Origin of the sequence: Leisingera sp. NJS204 (assembly GCF_004123675.1) — a bacterium.
GTDB lineage: Bacteria > Pseudomonadota > Alphaproteobacteria > Rhodobacterales > Rhodobacteraceae > Leisingera.
In genome coordinates, this window is the sequence record NZ_CP035417.1 from 1,130,288 (window position 1) to 1,148,575 (window position 18,288).

At 60.0% G+C, this 18,288-nt stretch carries 14 protein-coding genes and 3 pseudogenes; 10 read left to right on the forward strand and 7 right to left on the reverse strand.

All coding sequences use genetic code 11. From position 1 onward, the window contains the following. Positions 1-41: 41 nt before the first annotated feature. Positions 42-173: pseudogene (locus ETW24_RS05565) on the reverse strand (transposase); the annotation flags it as partial. A gap of 358 nt (positions 174-531) precedes the next feature. Between ETW24_RS05565 and ETW24_RS25180 the strand changes: the two are divergent. Beyond that, positions 532-624 carry a helix-turn-helix domain-containing protein gene (locus ETW24_RS25180; protein WP_368075956.1) on the forward strand — a complete coding sequence of 31 codons (93 nt, stop codon included), beginning with the start codon at positions 532-534 and terminating at the stop codon, positions 622-624. Here ETW24_RS25180 and ETW24_RS05575 read toward each other — a convergent pair. Beyond that, positions 616-1,403, reverse strand: a pseudogene (locus tag ETW24_RS05575) (IS5 family transposase). The gene ETW24_RS25180 and the pseudogene ETW24_RS05575 sit on opposite strands and share 9 nt — an antisense overlap. A 29-nt stretch (positions 1,404-1,432) precedes the next feature. Between ETW24_RS05575 and ETW24_RS05580 the strand changes: the two are divergent. From ETW24_RS05580 to ETW24_RS05610, 8 genes and pseudogenes are all read left to right on the forward strand, one after another. Beyond that, positions 1,433-2,356: a DNA cytosine methyltransferase gene (locus ETW24_RS05580; protein WP_254695709.1), complete on the forward strand. Its 924-nt coding sequence runs from the start codon at positions 1,433-1,435 to the stop codon at positions 2,354-2,356. Between the two features lie 60 nt (positions 2,357-2,416). Further along, positions 2,417-3,204, forward strand: a protein-coding gene (locus ETW24_RS05585) for an IS5 family transposase (RefSeq protein ID WP_129370118.1) whose coding sequence is annotated in 2 segments (ribosomal slippage) — positions 2,417-2,756 and positions 2,756-3,204 — 789 coding nt in all. Because the reading frame shifts where the segments join, the coding sequence is not laid out codon by codon here. Between the two features lie 284 nt (positions 3,205-3,488). After that, a pseudogene (locus tag ETW24_RS05590) lies at positions 3,489-4,679 on the forward strand (IS3 family transposase). A gap of 368 nt (positions 4,680-5,047) precedes the next feature. Further along, positions 5,048-5,194, forward strand: coding sequence for a hypothetical protein (locus ETW24_RS24195; RefSeq protein WP_164982701.1), 147 nt, complete (start codon positions 5,048-5,050; stop codon positions 5,192-5,194). 220 nt (positions 5,195-5,414) lie between these two features. Beyond that, positions 5,415-7,187: an acyl-CoA dehydrogenase gene (locus ETW24_RS05595; protein ID WP_129370119.1), complete on the forward strand. Its 1,773-nt coding sequence runs from the start codon at positions 5,415-5,417 to the stop codon at positions 7,185-7,187. 56 nt (positions 7,188-7,243) lie between these two features. Further along, the gene (gene dmdD / locus ETW24_RS05600; RefSeq protein ID WP_129370120.1) at positions 7,244-8,050 is read left to right on the forward strand and encodes a methylthioacryloyl-CoA hydratase; all 807 of its coding nucleotides are present in this window, start codon (positions 7,244-7,246) and stop codon (positions 8,048-8,050) included. A 179-nt stretch (positions 8,051-8,229) separates the two neighbouring features. Further along, entirely contained in the window at positions 8,230-8,547 is a 318-nt protein-coding gene (locus ETW24_RS05605; protein WP_129370121.1) for an ArsR/SmtB family transcription factor, read from the forward strand. Positions 8,548-8,601: 54 nt separating this feature from the next. Next, on the forward strand, positions 8,602-9,651 hold the full coding sequence (locus tag ETW24_RS05610; protein WP_129370122.1) for a permease: 1,050 nt from the start codon (positions 8,602-8,604) through the stop codon (positions 9,649-9,651). A 105-nt stretch (positions 9,652-9,756) separates the two neighbouring features. On the opposite strand, the gene ETW24_RS05615 is transcribed toward ETW24_RS05610, so the two are convergent. From ETW24_RS05615 to ETW24_RS05635, 5 genes are all read right to left on the reverse strand, one after another. Next, positions 9,757-12,204, reverse strand: a complete 2,448-nt coding sequence (locus ETW24_RS05615) for a GcvT family protein (RefSeq protein ID WP_129370123.1) — start codon at positions 12,202-12,204, stop codon at positions 9,757-9,759. A gap of 8 nt (positions 12,205-12,212) precedes the next feature. Beyond that, positions 12,213-13,094 (reverse strand): phosphotransferase, encoded by an 882-nt coding sequence (locus ETW24_RS05620; protein ID WP_129370124.1) that lies wholly within the window; start codon positions 13,092-13,094, stop codon positions 12,213-12,215. 2 nt (positions 13,095-13,096) lie between these two features. Next, positions 13,097-15,091: an ABC transporter permease gene (locus tag ETW24_RS05625; RefSeq protein WP_129370125.1), complete on the reverse strand. Its 1,995-nt coding sequence runs from the start codon at positions 15,089-15,091 to the stop codon at positions 13,097-13,099. Then, on the reverse strand, positions 15,088-16,110 hold the full coding sequence (locus tag ETW24_RS05630; RefSeq protein ID WP_129370126.1) for a quaternary amine ABC transporter ATP-binding protein: 1,023 nt from the start codon (positions 16,108-16,110) through the stop codon (positions 15,088-15,090). Before ETW24_RS05630 ends, ETW24_RS05625 begins: the two co-directional genes overlap by 4 nt. A 106-nt stretch (positions 16,111-16,216) precedes the next feature. Next, on the reverse strand, positions 16,217-17,188 hold the full coding sequence (locus tag ETW24_RS05635) for an ABC transporter substrate-binding protein (protein WP_237456259.1): 972 nt from the start codon (positions 17,186-17,188) through the stop codon (positions 16,217-16,219). Positions 17,189-17,371: 183 nt separating this feature from the next. Between ETW24_RS05635 and ETW24_RS05640 the strand changes: the two genes are divergently transcribed. After that, positions 17,372-18,151 carry a DeoR/GlpR family DNA-binding transcription regulator gene (locus tag ETW24_RS05640; RefSeq protein ID WP_129370127.1) on the forward strand — a complete coding sequence of 260 codons (780 nt, stop codon included), beginning with the start codon at positions 17,372-17,374 and terminating at the stop codon, positions 18,149-18,151. The last annotated feature ends 137 nt before the right edge of the window (positions 18,152-18,288 follow it).

The window sequence follows — 18,288 nt, forward strand, 5'->3', positions numbered from 1 at the left end:
CTGCGTGCGCGGATGATAGAAGACATGCGCATTCGTGGAAACCCAATGATGAGCAGCTTTCTGATATATCGTTTAAGCTTCTTGGTGATCCGTTCGAGACGATCTTTGCCTCCACTGGACGTGTTGAGCGGCGTTAGGCCCAGCCAAGCCGCCAAATCGCGTCCGGTCTCGAACTGTTTGTATCGCCGATGGTGACGGCGATATTCTCCAAGGCCGTGCTTTCGAGGCGCTGGGAGAAGCTCTACACACCGTTTTACCTGCTAAGTGGTGGAAAGCCGTCAGCATTGTTTATGAAACTGCTCGCCACCGGCTATCAACTTTGGATGCTATCGAACAAAGTGAACCCAAGCTGTTTGGGGGGCGCTCAACCCAGTAGTAAGATCAATCCAAGCGAACGAATCCTCTCTAAGCTATATTGTGTACTTTGACGGTTTGTCTTAAACAATGGTCATGGACAACCGAAAGTTGCCTTTGATCAACGGCATAGAGCACGCGGGGCAGGCTCTCAAGCAGCACAGGAAGGCAGTGGGCATGACGCAATTGGAACTAGCGCGCCTGTCCAATGTTGCTCAGTCTTCGATATCTGACATCGAGACGGGGACAGTGACACCTAGGTCATGTTGACAAAAGGCGGAACCATAGGCGGATTGACGTGATGTCGATGAAACCCAGAAAACTCTCAGCAGTTTTGTCATAACGGGTTGCGACACGGCGCGCGTTCTTGAGCTTGTTGAAGCACCGTTCGACCATATTGCGCAGCCGGTAAAGCGTATGATCCACTCCAACACGCATCTTGCGGGTCTTTCGCATCGGGATTTGCGGCTGGATAATGCGCTCGTTCATGTTTTCCCGAATGCGATCAGCGTCATATCCACGATCTGCCAGCAGCACTTTCGGCTCGGGCAGGTTGTCAGCCATGACAAGATCAAAGCCAAGGTAATCTGACGTTTGCCCCGGCGTGATCTCGGTTCTCATTGGCAACCCGTGCGCGTTGACGCAGAGGTGGATCTTGGTCGAAAACCCACCTCTTGAGCGGCCAAAACCCTGTTCCGGAGTCCCCCTTTTGCGCCAGCGGCTTGGTGGTGCGCGCGGATCACGGTGCTATCAACCATTTGCAGGGCGTCGGGGACGGCTCTGCTCTGGTTCAGGGCATCCAGGATATCCTCCCAAAGCCCTGCCAGGGTCCAGCGCCTGAACTGGCGGTAAACGCTGGACCATTTGCCGAACTCCTCAGGTAGGTCCCGCCACGGGGACCCGGTTCTGGATATCCAGAAAATCCCATCCAGAACAAGGCGGTGGTTGGCCGGTTTGCGCCCGTTTGCAGCGCGGATAGCGAGGATGAAGTGTTCAAAAAACGCCCATTCCTCATCCGTCATCAGATCTCGTGCCAAGCTGGTCTCCATCGAAGATACCAGCTTGAATCACGCCTGCGGTGCGTTGTGAATCCCTTTTGTCAACACCGCCTAGCCTGATTGAGCAGGACATTCGAACGATAGACATTTCGGAAGTTAAACGGACGTTGGGGGGAGCGCCGCTGCATCTTCTTGCGGGATGCCCGCCCTGCCAAGGTTTTTCCAGTGTACGCAAGCTAAACAAAAAGGCTAGCGTTCGGGATCCGAGAAATCAGTTGGTCGTAGAGTACTTCCGTTTTGTAGAAGAGCTGAAGCCACTTACACTGATGATGGAGAATGTTCCTGGTTTGGCCGACTACTATCTGTTCAAACAGATAGTTAAGAAGCTCAAGGCTATGGGATATTGGATCGACGTCCAGGTAGTAAACGTAAAGAACTACGGTGTGCCACAAAGTCGACGACGACTTGTAATGGTTGGATCTCGGCTGGGGGCGATCTCGGTTGCTGAAGGCTTTGAAGTGGAAACCACAGTACGTGATGCTATCTCTCACCTACCTACTCCGGAAGATTCGACTGATCCCATCCACAAAATTGTTGCCAAGCACAGCGATGCCATTAAGAAGCGTATTTCGCTGACACCGAAAGACGGTGGTAGTCGAAAAGACTTGCCAGCAGAATATACTTTGGACTGCCACAAAGACGAAAAGATCGGTTTCAATGATGTTTACGGCCGGTTGCGATGGGACACGATTTCCACGACTATAACTGGTGGTTGTTTGAACCCTTCAAAAGGAAGATTCCTTCACCCAGAGCAAAACCGGGCTATCACGCCCCGTGAAGCAGCTCTTCTGCAATCCTTCCCAGAGGATTATGTCTTCCCTGCAGATGTACGGAAACAATCTTTGGCACTGATGATAGGCAACGCACTTCCACCAGCGTTTAGCTTTGCGCAGTCTGCAAATATTGCTTCTCACCTAAGTGGGACGGAACAAATTCCGGGCTAAGTCGTGTTGACAAAAGGGATTCACGCCGCTCTCTGATCGTGATTCAAGCTGGTATCTGCGATGGAGACCAGCTTGGCACGAGACCTGATGTCGGACGAGGAGTGGGCGTTCTTTGAGCGGTTCATCTTGTCTGTTCGCGCCCCGAATGGGTGCAAACCCACAAACCACCGGCTTGTTCTTGATGGTGTTTTCTGGATTGCTCGGACAGGGGCACCATGGCGGGACTTGCCCGAAGAATTCGGAAAGTGGTCAAGTGTCTATCGGCAGTTCCGCCGCTGGACGCTCGCAGGTCTCTGGGAACAGATCCTCGAGGCGCTGACCGAAAGCCGGATCGTCCCTGACGCCCTGCAAATGGTCGATAGCACCGTGGTCCGCGCCCATCATCAGGCAGCGGGCGCTAAAGGGGGCCCCCGCGACAGGGTTTTGGCCGTTCAAAGGGTGGCTTCACGACCAAGATCCACCTCCGGGTGAATGCCGCCGGCCTGCCGATGCGAACGGACATCACCCCTGGCCAGACATCAGACTATCTCGGGTTCGATCTTGTCATGGACGACAATCTCCCCGAACCATTCGTGTTACTGGCCGACAAAGGCTATGATGCTGACCGCATTCGCGACGAGATGCGGGAACGGGCCATTCAACCAGTGATCCCCATGCGGAAGTCGCGAAAGAAGCGTGTTGGCGTTGATCGCCCACTGTATCGACTGCGGAACCTGGTGGAGAGATGCTTCAACAAGCTCAAGAATGCCCGCCGCGTCGCGACCCGCTACGACAAAACGGCTGAAAGCTTCCTCGGCTTCGTCGACATCACATCAATCCGCCTCTGGATCCGCCATTTGTCAACATGACCTAATAGTGCTCGAAAATCATTGAGTGCATCTTTTTGCTTATTTGTGAGCGTTTTGGATGATCCATCTCTCCCAACATCAAGGGCTGCTGCCAAGTGATGTTTTATTGTTCCCGATGTGGTCGGCCCGACAGCGATGACCATTGCATCGATCCCCGAAATAAGCTTGCGGTCCCAGCCATGCGAACCCAAATTTGGAGCTGTGTGAGCTGCCCCCTGAATTTCGGACACTGACGTAAGCTATGATTTGTTGTCTGCTGGTCTTCGACGAAGAGGAGATCAGAGATGTCGAAACGGAAGAACCACTCGCCCGAGTTCAAGGCGAAAGCCGCGCTTGAGGCTTTGAAGGGTGAGCGAACTGCGGCTGAGCTTGCCAGCCAATTCGGCGTCCATCCCACGATGATCCACAGCTGGAAACGCGCTCTGCTGGAAGGCGCGTCCGGCGTGTTTGAACACGGCGGAAAGAAGTCCCCAGAGATCGACGAGGAGCAGGTCAAAGAACTGCACGCGAAGATCGGGGAGCTGGCTGTCGCCAACGATTTTTTGTCACGAAAGCTCAAGCCGTGGACCGGCAAGTGAGGCGCAAGATGGTTGAGCCTGCCAATACCAACCTGTCGATTGGCAAACAGTGCAAGCTGCTGTCGATCTCGCGGTCGTCGTTTTACTGCACGCCCAAGGGCGAGACGGCGATGAACCTGATGTTGATGCGCCGGCTCGAGGAACAGTTCCTGGAAACGCCGTTCTTTGGTGTCCGCCAGAAGACTTGGCACCTCCGAAACGACGGGCACCTTGTGAACGAGAAGCGCATCCGACGCTTGATGCGGCTGATGGGCTTGATGCCGATCTATCAGAAACCAAACACCAGCAAAGCAGCGAAAGGGCACAAGACCTATCCCTATCTGTTGCGTGGTCTACGCCTGGAGCGTCCCAATCAGGTGTGGTGTGCCGACATCACGTATCTGCCAATGCGCAGGGGCTTTCTGTATCTGGCGGCGATCATGGATTGGCACACCCGAAAGGTGCTGGCCTGGCGCCTTTCGAACACGCTGGAAGCAGACTTCTGCGTCGAGGCACTGAACGAGGCCATCGCCAGGTTTGGCCCGCCGGAAATCATGAATACGGATCAGGGCAGCCAGTTCACATCTTTTGCCTGGACGAGCAGATTGCGCCGATCCGGCGTGCGGATCTCCCCTCTCGCGCATGCACACATGCGCTGCCGGGCAGCGGATGGATGGCAAGGGGCGCTTCCTCGATAACATCTTCGTCGAGCGGCTCTGGCGGTCGTTGAAATACGAATGCGTCTGCCTGCACGCCTGGGAGACCGGATCAGAGGCGAAGGCGGGCGTTGGGAAATGGATCGATTTCTACAACCGGAAACGCCCACACTCCGCCCTTGGCGGCAAACCCCCAGCCGTGGTCTTTTGGCTGAGAAAAGAAGAAACCCAAACCGATCAGCAGGAGCAGAGAGTAGCTTAACCTACGTCAAAACCTGTCCAAACATTGGGGAGTAGCTCAGTCCGATGGAGCGGTTATCGCCTATTCCGTGCGGCCTACGTATGGCGTGAGCGACGCGTTCTTCTAGGAGATGTGCCGAATCTCGGATCCAGCGCGGAAAGCAGGCTTCGTTGCTGACGTCCGCCTGCTGACGGAAGAGGGCCTGGACCCCGTCGAGCTGTTCGGGACATGCAGGGCATCTAAACTCTGGAGGCACTCAGGGATCGTGCCGGCTGCGGCGCCATGGGCTTCCGGGCGCTGATCCGGCTGATCCGGTCCCGCCATCTTCAGCTCGTCAGCCACGAGCGCATTTCCCCGAAATCCCAGGTCTTCAAAAGGGAGCAGGTCTGATGAAGCTGTCCTACGACTATAACAATGCAGCCGCGCAGGCGGCGTTCAAGCCGGTTGTGAACGTGCTGGACCCATCGGCAAACTCTACCACCTCAATCTCGACGATCGGCGAGCCCTGGAAGTTTTGCGCAACGGTGTGGAGCTGATCCGGATTCGGACAGAGCATCAGGCGGATAAAATCGCCTCCGGAATACGATCAAGCGTGATAACCAATGGGTTTTAACCCTAATGGCGTCCGAACCGGTCATTTCATTGATTGCCAACGCCAGATGTCACTTTTGGATAGTATTTTGTCCCATATGGACGTGGAACCGTTGTCAAACAACACGTAGTTGGCGTGAAGGAACCCAAATTCGGAGCAGCAAAATGACCTATCAGGCGCCGGTTCGCGATATCATGTTCAATATCGAGCATTTGTCTGACTGGCCCGGGGTTGCATCTCTGGCGGCTTATTCCGGGATCGAAACCGGGGATATCCAGGCAGCGCTGGAAGGGTTCGGGCGTTTTTGCTCGGACGTAATTGCTCCGCTTTCGGGCACCGGGGACGACACCGGAGCGCGGTTCGACGGTGAAAATGTCGTGATGCCCGAGCCATACCCGCAGGCATATGCGCAATACGCCGGGATGGGCTGGCAAAGCCTGCCGCACCCGGAGGAGTTTGGCGGGATGGGGCTGCCGCGGGCCGCAGGGGCCGCCGCGACGGAGATATTGAACGCAGCGGATATGAGTTTCGGGCTTTGCCCGCTTTTGACCGACGGGGCGGTAGAGGCGCTGTTGCTTACCGGCTCCGGCGCGCAGAAAAAGCGATACCTCGAGCCGATGATTTCCGGCCGGTGGTCCGGCACCATGAACCTGACAGAACCCCAGGCGGGCAGTGATCTGGGGCGCGTGCGGTGCAAGGCGGAACCCGGTGCGGATGGTGCGTATTCGATCAGCGGAACAAAGATCTTCATCACCTATGGCGCGCACAGCCTGACCGAAAACATCGTTCATCTTGTTTTGGCGAGAACCCCTGATGCCCCGGCCGGCCCAAAGGGGCTGAGCCTGTTCATTGTGCCGAGATTCCTGGTCCAAGAAGACGGATCGCTTGGCCGGCGCAATACCGTCCAATGTGTCAGTATTGAGCATAAATTGGGCGTCAGGGCGAGCCCGACCGCGGTTCTGCAATTTGAAGGCGCCACCGGTTTCCTGGTGGGAGAGGAGAACCGGGGCCTTGAATATATGTTCGTGATGATGCGGGCCGCCCGGTTTTCTGTGGGCGTGCAGGGGGTTGCCGTATCCGAACGCGCGTATCAGCACGCCTTGCGCTATGCGCAGGAGCGGGTGCAGAGCCGCCCGGTTGACGGCAGCTCCAAGGAGGCTGTGCCGATCCTTCAGCACCCGGATGTGCGGCGGTTGCTGCTGCGGATGCGGGCCTTGACCGAAGGCGGGCGGGCTTTGGCGATGGCCACTGCAGGATGGCTGGACCTGGCGCAGCACGCCGAGGCCGAACAGGCCGGCGAGGCGTCGGAGATGGCCGAATTTCTGGTGCCGCTGGTCAAGGGGTGCTGCACGGAACGGTCCGTGGAAGTCACCTCAATGGGTCTGCAGGTTCATGGCGGCATGGGGTTCATCGAAGAAACCGGGGTTGCGCAATTTTACCGGGATGCCAGGATTCTGCCGATCTACGAGGGCACGACGGCGATCCAGGCCAATGATCTGCTGGGCCGCAAAGTGCTGCGGGACGGCGGCAAGACCGCTCGCCGCTTTGCCGGCATGATCCAGTCGGTCGAGGCAGACTTGTGCAAGGGCAGCGCCAAGGCGCAGCTGGTTGCAGACCGGCTGGGGCAGGCGCGAGGCGCGTTTGAGGCCAGCCTTGCCTGGCTTCTGGAGACCGCGCCCAACGACCCCAATGCGGCTTACGCCGGCGGTGTTCCTTTTCTGATGCTGGCAGGCAATCTTGCCTCGGGCTGGCAGCTGGGCAGGTCGGTCCTGGCTGCTGAATCCAAGCTGGAACAGGGCGAAGACACAGCCTACATGACGCAGAAAATTGCCACCGCAGTGTTTTATGCACAGCATATTCTTGTGGAATGCGGAACCGAAAGCGCCCGGATCATCGACGGCAGCAATAGCCTGTTCGATGCCGGTTTCGAAATCTGAACAATGGAAATTCCCGGCCTGGACAGGGGCCGGACAGTAACGAAAAGGTCAGAACAATGTCGCAAGCAGCCAGTTCGCAAACCTATGAAAAGCTCGCCATTGAGCAGCGGGACAATGGTGTCTTTATTGTCTCGCTCAACCGGCCGTCCAAGCGAAATGCGCTGGATGCTGCCACGATTGAGGAACTCATTTGCTTTTTCAGCGGTGCGCATCGCAACGGGGTAAAGGCAGTGGTGCTGGCTGGCGCGGGCGACCATTTCTGTGCTGGCCTTGATCTGGTGGAGCACTGGAAGGAAGACCGCAGCCCGGATGACTTCATGCATGTCTGCCTGCGCTGGCACGAGGCCTTCAACAAGATGGAATACGGCGGGGTGCCGATCATTGCCGCCCTTCAGGGGGCGGTTGTCGGCGGCGGGCTTGAACTGGCCAGCGCGGCCCATGTCCGGGTGATGGATCAGACCACTTATTTTGCGCTTCCTGAAGGCCAGCGCGGTATTTTTACCGGCGGCGGCGCCACCATCCGGGTGTCCGACATGATCGGCAAATACCGGATGATCGACATGATCCTGACGGGCCGGGTGTATCAGGGGCAGGAAGCGGTCGATCTGGGACTGGCGCAATACATCACCGAAGGGTCCAGCTTCGACAAGGCGGTCGAGCTTGCCGATAAGGTCGCGCAAAACCTGCCGCTGACCAACTATGCCATCTGTTCGGCGATCAGCCATTTGAACAACATGTCGGGCATGGATGCGGCCTATGCCGAGGCTGTCGTGGCCGGCGTTGTGAACACCCAGCCCGCAGCGCGCGAACGGCTGGAGGCCTTTGCCAACAAAACCGCCGCGCGGGTGCGGCCCAACAGCTAGGCCGCGTAAACCAGCCGTCAGGCCGTGGCTTTGCACATGGCCTGATGCTGTTGGATAGCGGCCGGTAGCGGCGGGCAGGGGGCTGTTCACACTTGGTGCGGGCGGCACGTGCAAGATTCACTTGGTGCTTCGATCGGCCCGTATCTTGACATAACCGGTTTTGTGGTTATTTTGGCGTCATGACAATATCAAGCCACAACGCCCGCGCCCTTGCTGCCCTTGGCCACGATGCCCGTCTGGCCATCTTCCGCCTGCTGGTCAAAGCAGGCGAGGGTGGGCTGCGGGTTGGCGAAATTGCCGAACATCTGGGTTTGGCGCCCTCCACGCTGGCGCATCATCTGTCGGCATTGGTGGATGCCAGGCTGGTCGTGCAGGATAAGCGCGGGCGTGAGGTTTTCAACCGGGTAGATTACCCCGTCATGCTTGGCGTGGTGAATTTCCTGACATCCGAATGCTGCACAGGTGTGGCCCTGGCCTCCAAGAAGGAGAGCGCATGAAGTGATATGCTTTCTTTTTCGGCCTTAAATAACTATAAATCCGGTGATTTAGAAATGACAAATGCAACAAACGTTCCTCCAAGACCAGGTGTATCCCTCTGGCGGTTCTTCCTAGAGCAGCGGGTCTGGTTCGCCTCTGCCGCAATTCTGCTGCTGCTGGCCATTTTTGATCCGGCGCAATCCGCCGGCAGTGCTGTTTTTGCCGGGGCGGCGCTGGCGCATACGGCACCCTATCTGTTGTTTTCCATTGCCATCGCGGCCTGGGCAGGCGCCACCGGTGCAGACAATCTGGTGGCCAAGGCTTTTACCGGCAAACCGCTTCTGATGATTGCGCTCGGCGCACTGGCGGGCGGGTTGTCACCGTTCTGCTCTTGCGGGGTGATCCCGCTCATCGCCGCGCTTTTGTCGATGGGGGTGCCGCTGTCCGCCGTCATGGCGTTCTGGCTGGCGTCGCCGATCATGGATCCCTCGATGTTCTTTCTGACCGCCGGAGTTTTGGGTGTTGAATTCGCGATGGCCAAAACCGCAGCCGCAGTGGGGCTTGGCCTTTTTGGCGGCCTGGTTGTCCATTTGCTGAACCAGAGCGGCGCCTTGAAGGATGCGTTGCGTGACGGTGTCGGAAACGGCGGCTGCGGCGGAGCAAAACTGCGCGCGCCCAAGCCGGTGGTCTGGACATTCTGGACCGAGCCAGAGCGCCGGGCAAAATTTACCGCAACTGCATGGACCACGACGTTGTTCCTGGCCAAATGGCTGCTGCTGGCCTTTATTCTGGAAAGTCTGATGCTGGCCTGGATCCCGGCGGAAACAGTGACCTCCGCCCTGGGCGGCGAAGGGCTGCTGCCGATCATTACAGCAACGCTGGTTGGTGTCCCGGCTTATCTGAACGGCTATGCGGCGCTGCCGCTGGTCGGCGGGCTGATTGAGCAGGGCATGGCGCCGGGGGCAGGCCTTGCCTTTCTGGTGGCTGGCGGCGTGACCTCGATCCCCGCAGCGATGGCGGTATGGGCGCTGGCCCGTCCGCAGGTTTTTGCGCTGTACCTTGGCCTATCGCTCAGCGGAGCCTTTTCCGCGGGGCTGTTGTTCCAGCTCTGGCACGCGGTCTGATCTTGCCAGCCGGGGATGTGCCAGTGCCCTGGGGCGTCCCGCCAAAACCAGCGCGGGCGGGCGGGGCAGTAACCCAGTGGTTTCGCTCCGCCCAGGCGTGCTGCCTCAGGCCTTCACCCGGCTCATCGACGGGTCGTAGAGCGGGCTGAGCTGCACCTTGCAGGGGACCCTCTCAGCGGCGACTTCCAGCTCGTAGTCGCCGCTCAGAACATATTCTGCATCAACGCCATCTGAGTTGCGGATGTAGCCGTAACCAATGGATTGCCCCACCGTGTAGCCATAGCCGCCCGAGCTGAGCCAGCCGGCGCGCTGGCCATTGCGATAGATGGTTTCGCGGCCAAGGAGCACCACACCGGGATCGGTGGTGAAGCAGGCGAGCATCTTTTTCACACCCTTGGCTTTCTGCGCTTGGGCGGCGGCGCGGCCTTTGAAGGGCATGTCCTGCTTCAGCTTTACCGCCCAGCCAAGCCCGGCTTCGAACGGGGTGTGGTCCGGCCCGATGTCGGCCCCCCATGCGCGGTAGCCTTTTTCCAGGCGCAAGGATTCAATGGCGCGGTAGCCTGCGTTGATAAGCCCGTGCGGATGCCCGGCCCGCATCAGCGCGGTATAGACGGTCTGGGCGTATTCCACCGGCAGGTGCAGCTCCCAGCCCAGTTCGCCCACGTAAGTGACGCGCAGTGCCTGAACCGGGCAGCCCGCAATGCCGATGGTTCGGATAGTGCCGAACTTGAAGCCCTCGTTCGAAACATCGTCGCGGGTGACGGCGGACAGGATATCGCGCGCCTTCGGCCCCATTAGCGACAGCACCGCATTGGAGGAGGTGATGTCGAACAGCTGGCAGTTCAGGCCATCGGGGATGTTACGGCGGATCCAATCGAAATCATGGGTGGCATAGCCGGTGCCGGTGACGATGTAGAACTCGTCCGGCGCCACGCGGCCCACGGTCAGATCGCATTCGATGCCGCCTTTGTCATTCAGCATCTGGGTGTAGATCAGCGATCCCACCGGCTTGTTCACGTTATTGGCGCAGATCCAGTTCATCGCGGCCAGCGCATCCGGGCCTTTCAACGCGAATTTGGCGAATGATGTCTGGTCGAACAGCACCGCGGCTTCGCGGGCGGCCTTGTGCTCGCGCCCCGCCGCCTCGAACCAGTTCTGACGGCCAAAGCTGTAGACATCCTGGGGCGTTTCACCCCTGGCGGTATCGGCAAACCAGTTCGGGCGTTCCCAGCCGAGTTTCTCGCCAAAGCAGGCACCCTGGCGTTTGAGCGTGTCATAAAGCGGCGACTTGCGGCAGGGGCGGCCGGAGTCGTGTTCCTCATGCGGCCAGGCCATGGTGTAATGCTTGCCATAAGCCTCAACCGTGCGGGTGCGGACCCAGTCGGTGTCGAAATGCGGGCGGCCAAAGCGGCGGATATCGGCGGACCACAGGTCAAACGGCGGCGCGCCGTTTTTCACCCATTCAGCCAGCGCCATGCCGGCGCCGCCGCCTGCGGCGATGCCGAAAGCGTTGAAACCCGCGCCGACAAAGAAGTTCTGCAGCTCCGGCGCCTCGCCGATGATGAAGTTGCCGTCCGGGGTAAAGCTTTCGGGTCCGTTGGTCAGGGTCTTGATACCGGCATGCTCCAGCGCCGGGACCCGGCCAAGCGCCTGTTCCATCAGCTGTTCAAAATGGTCGAAATTGCTGTCCAGCAGCGTGTAGTGGAAGCCCCGGGGGATGCCGTCCTGGGCCCAGGGGATCGGGTTCGGCTCATAGCCGCCCATCACCAGCCCGCCGACTTCTTCCTTGTAATAGGTCAGCCGGTCGGGATCGCGCAGGGTGGGCAGGTTGGACGGCACGCCCTCGAACGGCTCTGTCACCATATACTGGTGCTCCATCGGCACCAGCGGCACGTTGACACCAAACCGCTTGGCAAAATTGCGGGTCCATTGGCCGGCACAGCAGATCACCTTTTCACACTCAATCCGGCCATGTTCGGTGATAACGGCGCGGATCTTTCCGTTCTTGATCTCGATATCGATGACCTTGGTGTCCTCAAATATCTTCGCCCCGGCCATCCGCGCGCCCTTGGCCAGCGCCTGGGTGATGTCGGACGGGTTGGCCTGGCCGTCGGTAGGCATAAAGGCGGCACCGATCACGTCGGAGATATCCATCAGAGGCCACAGATCCAGCGCCTCCTTGGGGGTCAGCAGCTCCATCTCCAGACCAAAGGAATGCGCGGTGGTGGCCTGGCGTTTGACTTCGGTCCAGCGTTCTTCGTTGCAGGCCAGCCGCAACCCGCCGTTCATCTTCCAGCCGGTGCCCAGGCCGGTTTCCTGCTCGATCTTGTTATACAAATCGACCGAATAGCCCAGCAGCTGGGTGATATTGGCGTTTGATCGAAGCTGCCCGACCAGCCCGGCGGCGTGGAAGGTGGTGCCCGAGGTCAGCTTTTTCCGCTCCAGCAGAACGGTATCCGTCCAGCCCAGTTTGGCCAGGTGATAGGCTGTCGAGCAGCCGATGATGCCGCCGCCGATGATGACTGCCTTGGCAGTTGAGGGGAGTTCGGTCATGTCAGTCCTCAGGTGTTTTGAAAGTCGTCAAGTGCGGCGCGCAGGCGCGTGAGGTTCCCGGCGGTGTAAGCCGCATAGTCAAAGTCGATTTCGGAAGTGATTTCCGAGACCATGCTCCACATGGTTTCGCGCAGCAGCGAGGCGCATTTCATCGCCCCATAGCGGTGCAGCAGCTCATCCTTCACCGGTGCTTCGAAATAGGTTTCGAGCAGCCATTGCTCCTGCTGCTGCGTCAATCCGTTGTTGGAGGCCAGTCCGCCCAGATCGAACAACGGCGAGTTGAAGCCGGCATAGTCGTAGTCGATCAGCCAGAGCCGCTCTCCGTCATCCAGGAAATTGCCGCACAGCAGGTCGTTATGGCCAAAGACAATGTCAAAGGGGCCGGCGGCCTGTTCCAGACTGTTGCCGATGCCGGCCAGCTCATTGGTCAGCGGTGCATGCGGGCTGTTCTGCTCCTGCAAGGTCGCCGCATAGTCGCGGATCACATGGAAAACCCAGAACACCAATGCCGGGCCTCGCAGGTACCGGGGCACATCGCGGTGGCAGGATTTCACCAGCTCCAGCACCCGCGGCAGCATCGCGGGGTCGCGCACGTCCGCTTCGGTCAGGGTGCGGCTTTCGATGAACTCCAGCACTGTCAGGCCGTCTTGGGTGTGAACAACCGCAGGCGACAGGCCGGCGGCATGGGCTGCACGGCTGGCCGCCAGCTCATTAAAGCGCATCACCTGGTGCAGGGGAATGTCATCACCCGCGCGCACCACGTATTTGCCAGCACTGTCCTGGACCAGGCAATTCACATTGGTGATACCGCCGTCGAGCGGCTTGATGTCTATCCCGCCCTGCCAGATCGGCAGGGCACGGATGCGGTTCAGCAGATCGGATTGGCTCATGCTCAGCTCTCCAGTCCAAAGCGGATGCGGGCGCCGCGGGCACCGGCATTGACCAGCCGGTCGGCGATGATGGCGATAAAGGCGATGGCAAGACCTGCCACCAGGCCGCGGCCGGTGTCGGCCTTGGTCAGCGCAATATACACCTCCTGGCCCAGGTCGCGGGTGCCCACCAGCGCGGTGATCACCAGCATCGACAGCGCCAGCATAATGGTCTGATTGATGCCCAGCAGGATCTCCGGCAGCGCCAAAGGCAGGCGCACCAGGCGCAGCAGCTGCCATTTGGTGCAGCCCGAGACCTGCCCTGCCTCGATCAGCTCGCCGCTGACGCTGCGCACGCCATGAGCCGCATAGCGGACTGCCGGTGCCAGCGCATACAGCACAATGGCAATCAGCGCGGTAAAGTCGCCGACCCGGAACAGCATCACCACCGGGATCAGGTAAACAAAGCTGGGCAGAGTCTGCAGCGTGTCGATCAGCAGGTTGATGGCGATTCCTGCGCGCCGGTTGAGCGCTGCCAGCACTCCCAGCGGCACACCGATCAGTGTTGCCAGGATAACCGAGGCACCGCAGAGATAGACTGTGACCATCGCCTTGGCCCACAGGCCGCTGACCACGATCAGCAGCGACAGCCCGCCGCACAGCAGTGCCAGCCCGACGCCGCCCGCACGCCAGCCGAGCAGCGTCAGCATGGCGATGGCCCAGGGCCAGGGAAGGCCCAGCAGGGTTTTCTTGATCGGCAGCATAAACCAGTGGAGGAAGAATACCTTCACGGCCTCAAACGCGTCGAAGTAATTCACATTCAGGTATTTGACGGCATCGTTCCAGAAGTCGCCGGTGGTGATGGTCTGGCCGGCCGGATAGTCCAGCAGCAACGGCGAGAAGCGGCCAAGAACCCAGGTGACGGCCAGCAGGGACAGCACCAGCACCGTGCGCTTGTGCCGGGTGGCAAAGGTTCCGGGCGGCGTGTGGTGAACCTGGCCCATGCGCTCTGCCAGTGCCTGGCTCAGCCGGTCCACGGCGATAGCCAGCACCACAATGGCAATGCCTGCCTCGAACCCGGCGCCGATGTCGAGCCGGCGCAGCGCGGCCAGCACGTCAAAACCAAGCCCGCCCGCGCCGATCATCGAGGCGATGATCACCATGTTCAGCGACAGCATGATGACCTGATTGACGCCCACCATCAGGCTTTGGCTGGCCGAGGGCACCAGCACCCGCCACATCAGCTGGCGCGAGGTAGTGCCGGCCATGCGGCCGAAGTCGAGGATCTCCGGGTCCACCGCCTTCAGCGCCATGATGGTGATGCGGATCATCGGCGGGGTGGCATAGATGATGGTGGCAACCAGCGCCGAAACCGGGCCAAAGCCGAACATGAACAGGATCGGCACCAGATAGGCGAAGATCGGAATGGTTTGCATCAAGTCCAGCACAGGGGAGAGGATGCGTTCGCCCAGCGGATGGCGGTAAGCCCAAATGCCCGCCAGCAGCCCGCCGGCCGCACCGATCGGAACCGCGATGACCACCGAGGCCAGCGTCACCATGGCACTGTCCCACTGCCCGAATACGGCAAGGTAGGCAAAACAGGCCCCGACCAGCGCCGCCAGCCCCCAGTTGCGGCAGTAATGCCCCAGCGCGACCGCTGCGGCGGTGACGGCAATCCAGCTGATGGCAGGCAGCAGGATCTGCTGATCCGGGCCGGAACCCAATAGAAAGCCATGCGCAAGCAGGCTAAGCATCAGCTCATAGGGTTGTTCGATCAGCCAGGCGAGGGCGCGGGTGGCATCGGTGAAGGACACCGGGCCGATGGCCGCGTCTTCGACCAGCCAGGTCATGCCTGCGGAGATATGGGTTTTGAACGGGATCACCCATCCTGAGGGCCATTTGACCAGCCAGCGCGCATCCAGCGCCTTGGCCAGGTCGCGGCCGAACCAGCCCAGCAGGATCGTGGCCAGTACCAGCCCCCAGGCGGCGGCGGCTTGTGCTGGCAGGCGCGGCTTCATGCTGCGTCCCCTGTTCCAAACAGCACCCGGGCAACGGCCTGGCGGCCGATACTGCCGACGATCCGGCCGCTGCCGTCACTTACGGGGCGCGGCGCGTCCGCTACGATAATCTGCTCGGCCACCTCCGACACCCGCGCAGATTGCAGTACCGGGGTGCCTTCGCCGCCGGTGCCGGGGGTCATGATGCCGCCCACTGTCAGCACCTTGGAGCGCGGGATATGGCGGGTGAATTCAGCGACATAATCTGTGGCCGGGTTCAGCACCAGTTCCTCGGGCGTGGCAATCTGGATGATTTCGCCGTCCTTCATGATGGCGATCCGGTCGGCCAGACGCACCGCTTCCTCAAAGTCGTGGGTGATAAAGACGATGGTCTTGTGCAAGCGGGCTTGAAGGCGCAGGAATTCGTCCTGCATCTCGCGGCGGATCAGCGGATCCAGCGCTGAGAACGGTTCGTCGAGAAACCACAGATCAGGCTCTGTCACCAGCGAGCGGGCAATGCCGACGCGCTGCTGCTGGCCGCCGGACAGCTCGCGCGGGTAGTAATCCTCGCGGCCCTTGAGACCGACCAGCTCCACCACCTCGCGGGCCTTGGCCTCCGCCTCGGCTTTGGGGACGGCCTGAACCGTCAGCGGGAACATCGCATTCTGCAATACGGTCAGATGCGGCAGCAGGGCAAAGTGCTGGAACACCATGCCCATCTTATGGCGGCGGATTTCGATCAATTCGCGCGCGCTGGCGGTCAGCAGATCCACGCCGTCAAACAGCACCTGGCCGCCGGTCGGCTCGATCAGCCGCGACAGGCAGCGCACCAGAGTGGACTTGCCGGACCCGGACAGCCCCATGATGATAAATATCTCGCCTTCGGCAATGTCGATGCGGGCATCGCGAACAGCGCCGATAATACCCGCCTTGCGGATCTCTGCGCCGCTGGGGGACGGGTTGCCGTTCAAAAACGCCTCGGCATTGGCGCCGTAAAGCTTCCAGACATTTCGGCAGGAGAGTTTGGTCTTGGGGGGCATCAATGCGGTTCCTGAACCGGTCCGCGGAATGCGGCCGGGCTGATTGACGGGACAGGGGAAAAGGCCGGGGCCGCCTGAAAGCGTGCAGCAGCCCCGGGGAGTGAGATCAGTTGCCGACCCAGCCGGACCAGCGGTCCTTGTTTGCGGCCATCCAATCCGACACCACTGTATCGATATCAACACCGTCCAGATCAGCCTTGCCGACCATGGCGCTCATCTCTTCGTTGGTAATCTGGTAGGACTGCACGATCTCATAGGCGCCCGGCCATTTCTCCGGCAGCCCGGCCCAGGCGGCTTTCCAGATCGGGCCGCGCGGCTTGCCGCAGTCATAGGCCAGATCCGGGTTCACCCCCGCCGCAGGATCGGCGTAGCATTCCGCGGAATAGGGCGGGAATTCCACGAATTCGCCGTCGTATTTGGCCGGAGCCCAATGCGGCACATATACCCACAGGACAATCGGGTCCTGGCGCTGATAGGCGGATTCCAGTTCGGCAAACAGCGCCGCATCGGTGCCCGCGTGGACCACTTCAAATTCCAGCTCCAGCGCCTCGACGCGTTCTTCGTCAAAACCGCCCCAGGTGACCGGGCCGCCGACATAGCGCCCGTAGGGAGAGGTTTCCGCCGTTGCGAATTCCTCGGCGCAGTCCTTCAGCGCCTGCCAGTCGGGCAGGCCGGGACAGCGGTCTTTCATATAGGCGGGGTACCACCATTCCTCGATCGCCATCAGCCCGGTTTCGCCGGCATTGACCACTTTGCCCGAGGCGGTTGCGTCGTCCAGCGCCTCGCGCCCGGTGGTTTCCCAGATTTCCATCGCCAGATGCAGATCGCCGGTCTTCAGCCCGGCAAACTGCGCGATATAGTCTGCCTGGACATATTCGACGTTATACCCTGCTTCCTGCAGGATGCTGCCCATGATCTTGGTGTTGATCAACTGGCCGGACCAGTCGTGCAGGGTCAGTTTGATGGGGTCGGAGGACTCGGCGGCCCAGGCGGATGAAGCGGAAACGGCGGCTGTCAGCGCCACGGCTCCCAAAGCGTTGAAGTTTCTCAGCATAAGGACTTCCCTGATATGTGGCATTTTGTGCGATTCTTGGCGTCGCCTGCTGTGATGGTGCGGCGGTTGTGTCTGTCAGTCAATAAAAAACCACAATAAGCCACATTAACCTCAAAAATTGAGCGATTTGAGGCTGTCAACGCCGCATCAACGGCTCATGTGTTGTTTTTTGTGGCTTTCTGACGTAGCAACGCAACAGGAGGCCCAATGACCAAAAGCCGCAAGACCACCAATCAGCGTGAAGAGGAAATCCTGCGGGCGCTGCAGCAGGCGGGGGGGTCCTGCCGGGTCAGCTATCTGGCCGGCAGGCTGGGCGTGTCGAATGAAACCATCCGGCGAAACATCCGCACGCTGGAGGATGCCCAAGCGGTCCGCAAGGTGCACGGCGGGGTGCATCTGATTGAGGATGTGAACGAGCTGCCGCTGCAAAACCGGATGGATACCCACGCCTCAGAAAAGCAGCGTCTGGCCATCGAGGTGGCCAAGACCATCAGCGACGGGGATTCGGTCTTTTTGGACGTCGGTTCCACCACCGCTTATGTGGCGCAGGAGCTGCGGCAGCGGTCAAACCTCTTTGTGGTGACCAATTCCGTGCTGGTGGCCCATGCGCTTGCCTCGCGCAATAACAACCGGGTGTTTCTGGCGGGCGGCGAGCTGCGCCCGCATGACGGCGGTGCCTTCGGGGCCGAGGCGCTGGATCTGGTGCGGCGGCTGAACGTGCAGTTTGCCATCTTTTCGGCCGGGGCGATCAATGCCGAACAGGGCTTCATGCTGCATGATCTCGAAGAGGCAAATCTGGCCCGTGTCGCGGCGGCCAATGCGCAGGTCCGGATTGTTGTGGCCGATCATGACAAGTTCAACAAGCGCGCGCCGGTGTCGGTCGGCAAGGATACCAAATTCGAAGTCTTCTATACGGACGCGCAGCCGCCGCAGGCCGTCAAGGACATGCTCAAGGCGATGGATACCGATCTGATCGTGGTCGAGTAACGGGGCTGCGGTATGGTTCAGGACAGTTTGCAGCCACGATGTTGCAGCTGCGGCCGATGGGTGCCCCATCCCTGGAGCAGCTTGTGCTGGAAATTTCCATCTGGCCGTGGCTTGGGAAACCGTCCTCCATAGGCTGC

What these genes read in the sequence shown, in the direction of transcription:
- ETW24_RS25180 (WP_368075956.1), top strand. Translation starts at nt 532, where the DNA reads ATGACGCAATTGGAACTAGCGCGCCTGTCCAATGTTGCTCAGTCTTCG.
- ETW24_RS05630 (WP_129370126.1), bottom strand. Translation starts at nt 16,110, where the DNA reads ATGCCCCCCAAGACCAAACTCTCCTGCCGAAATGTCTGGAAGCTTTAC.
- ETW24_RS05620 (WP_129370124.1), bottom strand. Translation starts at nt 13,094, where the DNA reads ATGAGCCAATCCGATCTGCTGAACCGCATCCGTGCCCTGCCGATCTGG.
- ETW24_RS05605 (WP_129370121.1), top strand. Translation starts at nt 8,230, where the DNA reads ATGACAATATCAAGCCACAACGCCCGCGCCCTTGCTGCCCTTGGCCAC.
- ETW24_RS05610 (WP_129370122.1), top strand. Translation starts at nt 8,602, where the DNA reads ATGACAAATGCAACAAACGTTCCTCCAAGACCAGGTGTATCCCTCTGG.
- ETW24_RS05595 (WP_129370119.1), top strand. Translation starts at nt 5,415, where the DNA reads ATGACCTATCAGGCGCCGGTTCGCGATATCATGTTCAATATCGAGCAT.
- ETW24_RS05635 (WP_237456259.1), bottom strand. Translation starts at nt 17,188, where the DNA reads ATGCCACATATCAGGGAAGTCCTTATGCTGAGAAACTTCAACGCTTTG.
- ETW24_RS05640 (WP_129370127.1), top strand. Translation starts at nt 17,372, where the DNA reads ATGACCAAAAGCCGCAAGACCACCAATCAGCGTGAAGAGGAAATCCTG.
- ETW24_RS05615 (WP_129370123.1), bottom strand. Translation starts at nt 12,204, where the DNA reads ATGACCGAACTCCCCTCAACTGCCAAGGCAGTCATCATCGGCGGCGGC.
- dmdD (WP_129370120.1), top strand. Translation starts at nt 7,244, where the DNA reads ATGTCGCAAGCAGCCAGTTCGCAAACCTATGAAAAGCTCGCCATTGAG.
- ETW24_RS24195 (WP_164982701.1), top strand. Translation starts at nt 5,048, where the DNA reads ATGAAGCTGTCCTACGACTATAACAATGCAGCCGCGCAGGCGGCGTTC.
- ETW24_RS05625 (WP_129370125.1), bottom strand. Translation starts at nt 15,091, where the DNA reads ATGAAGCCGCGCCTGCCAGCACAAGCCGCCGCCGCCTGGGGGCTGGTA.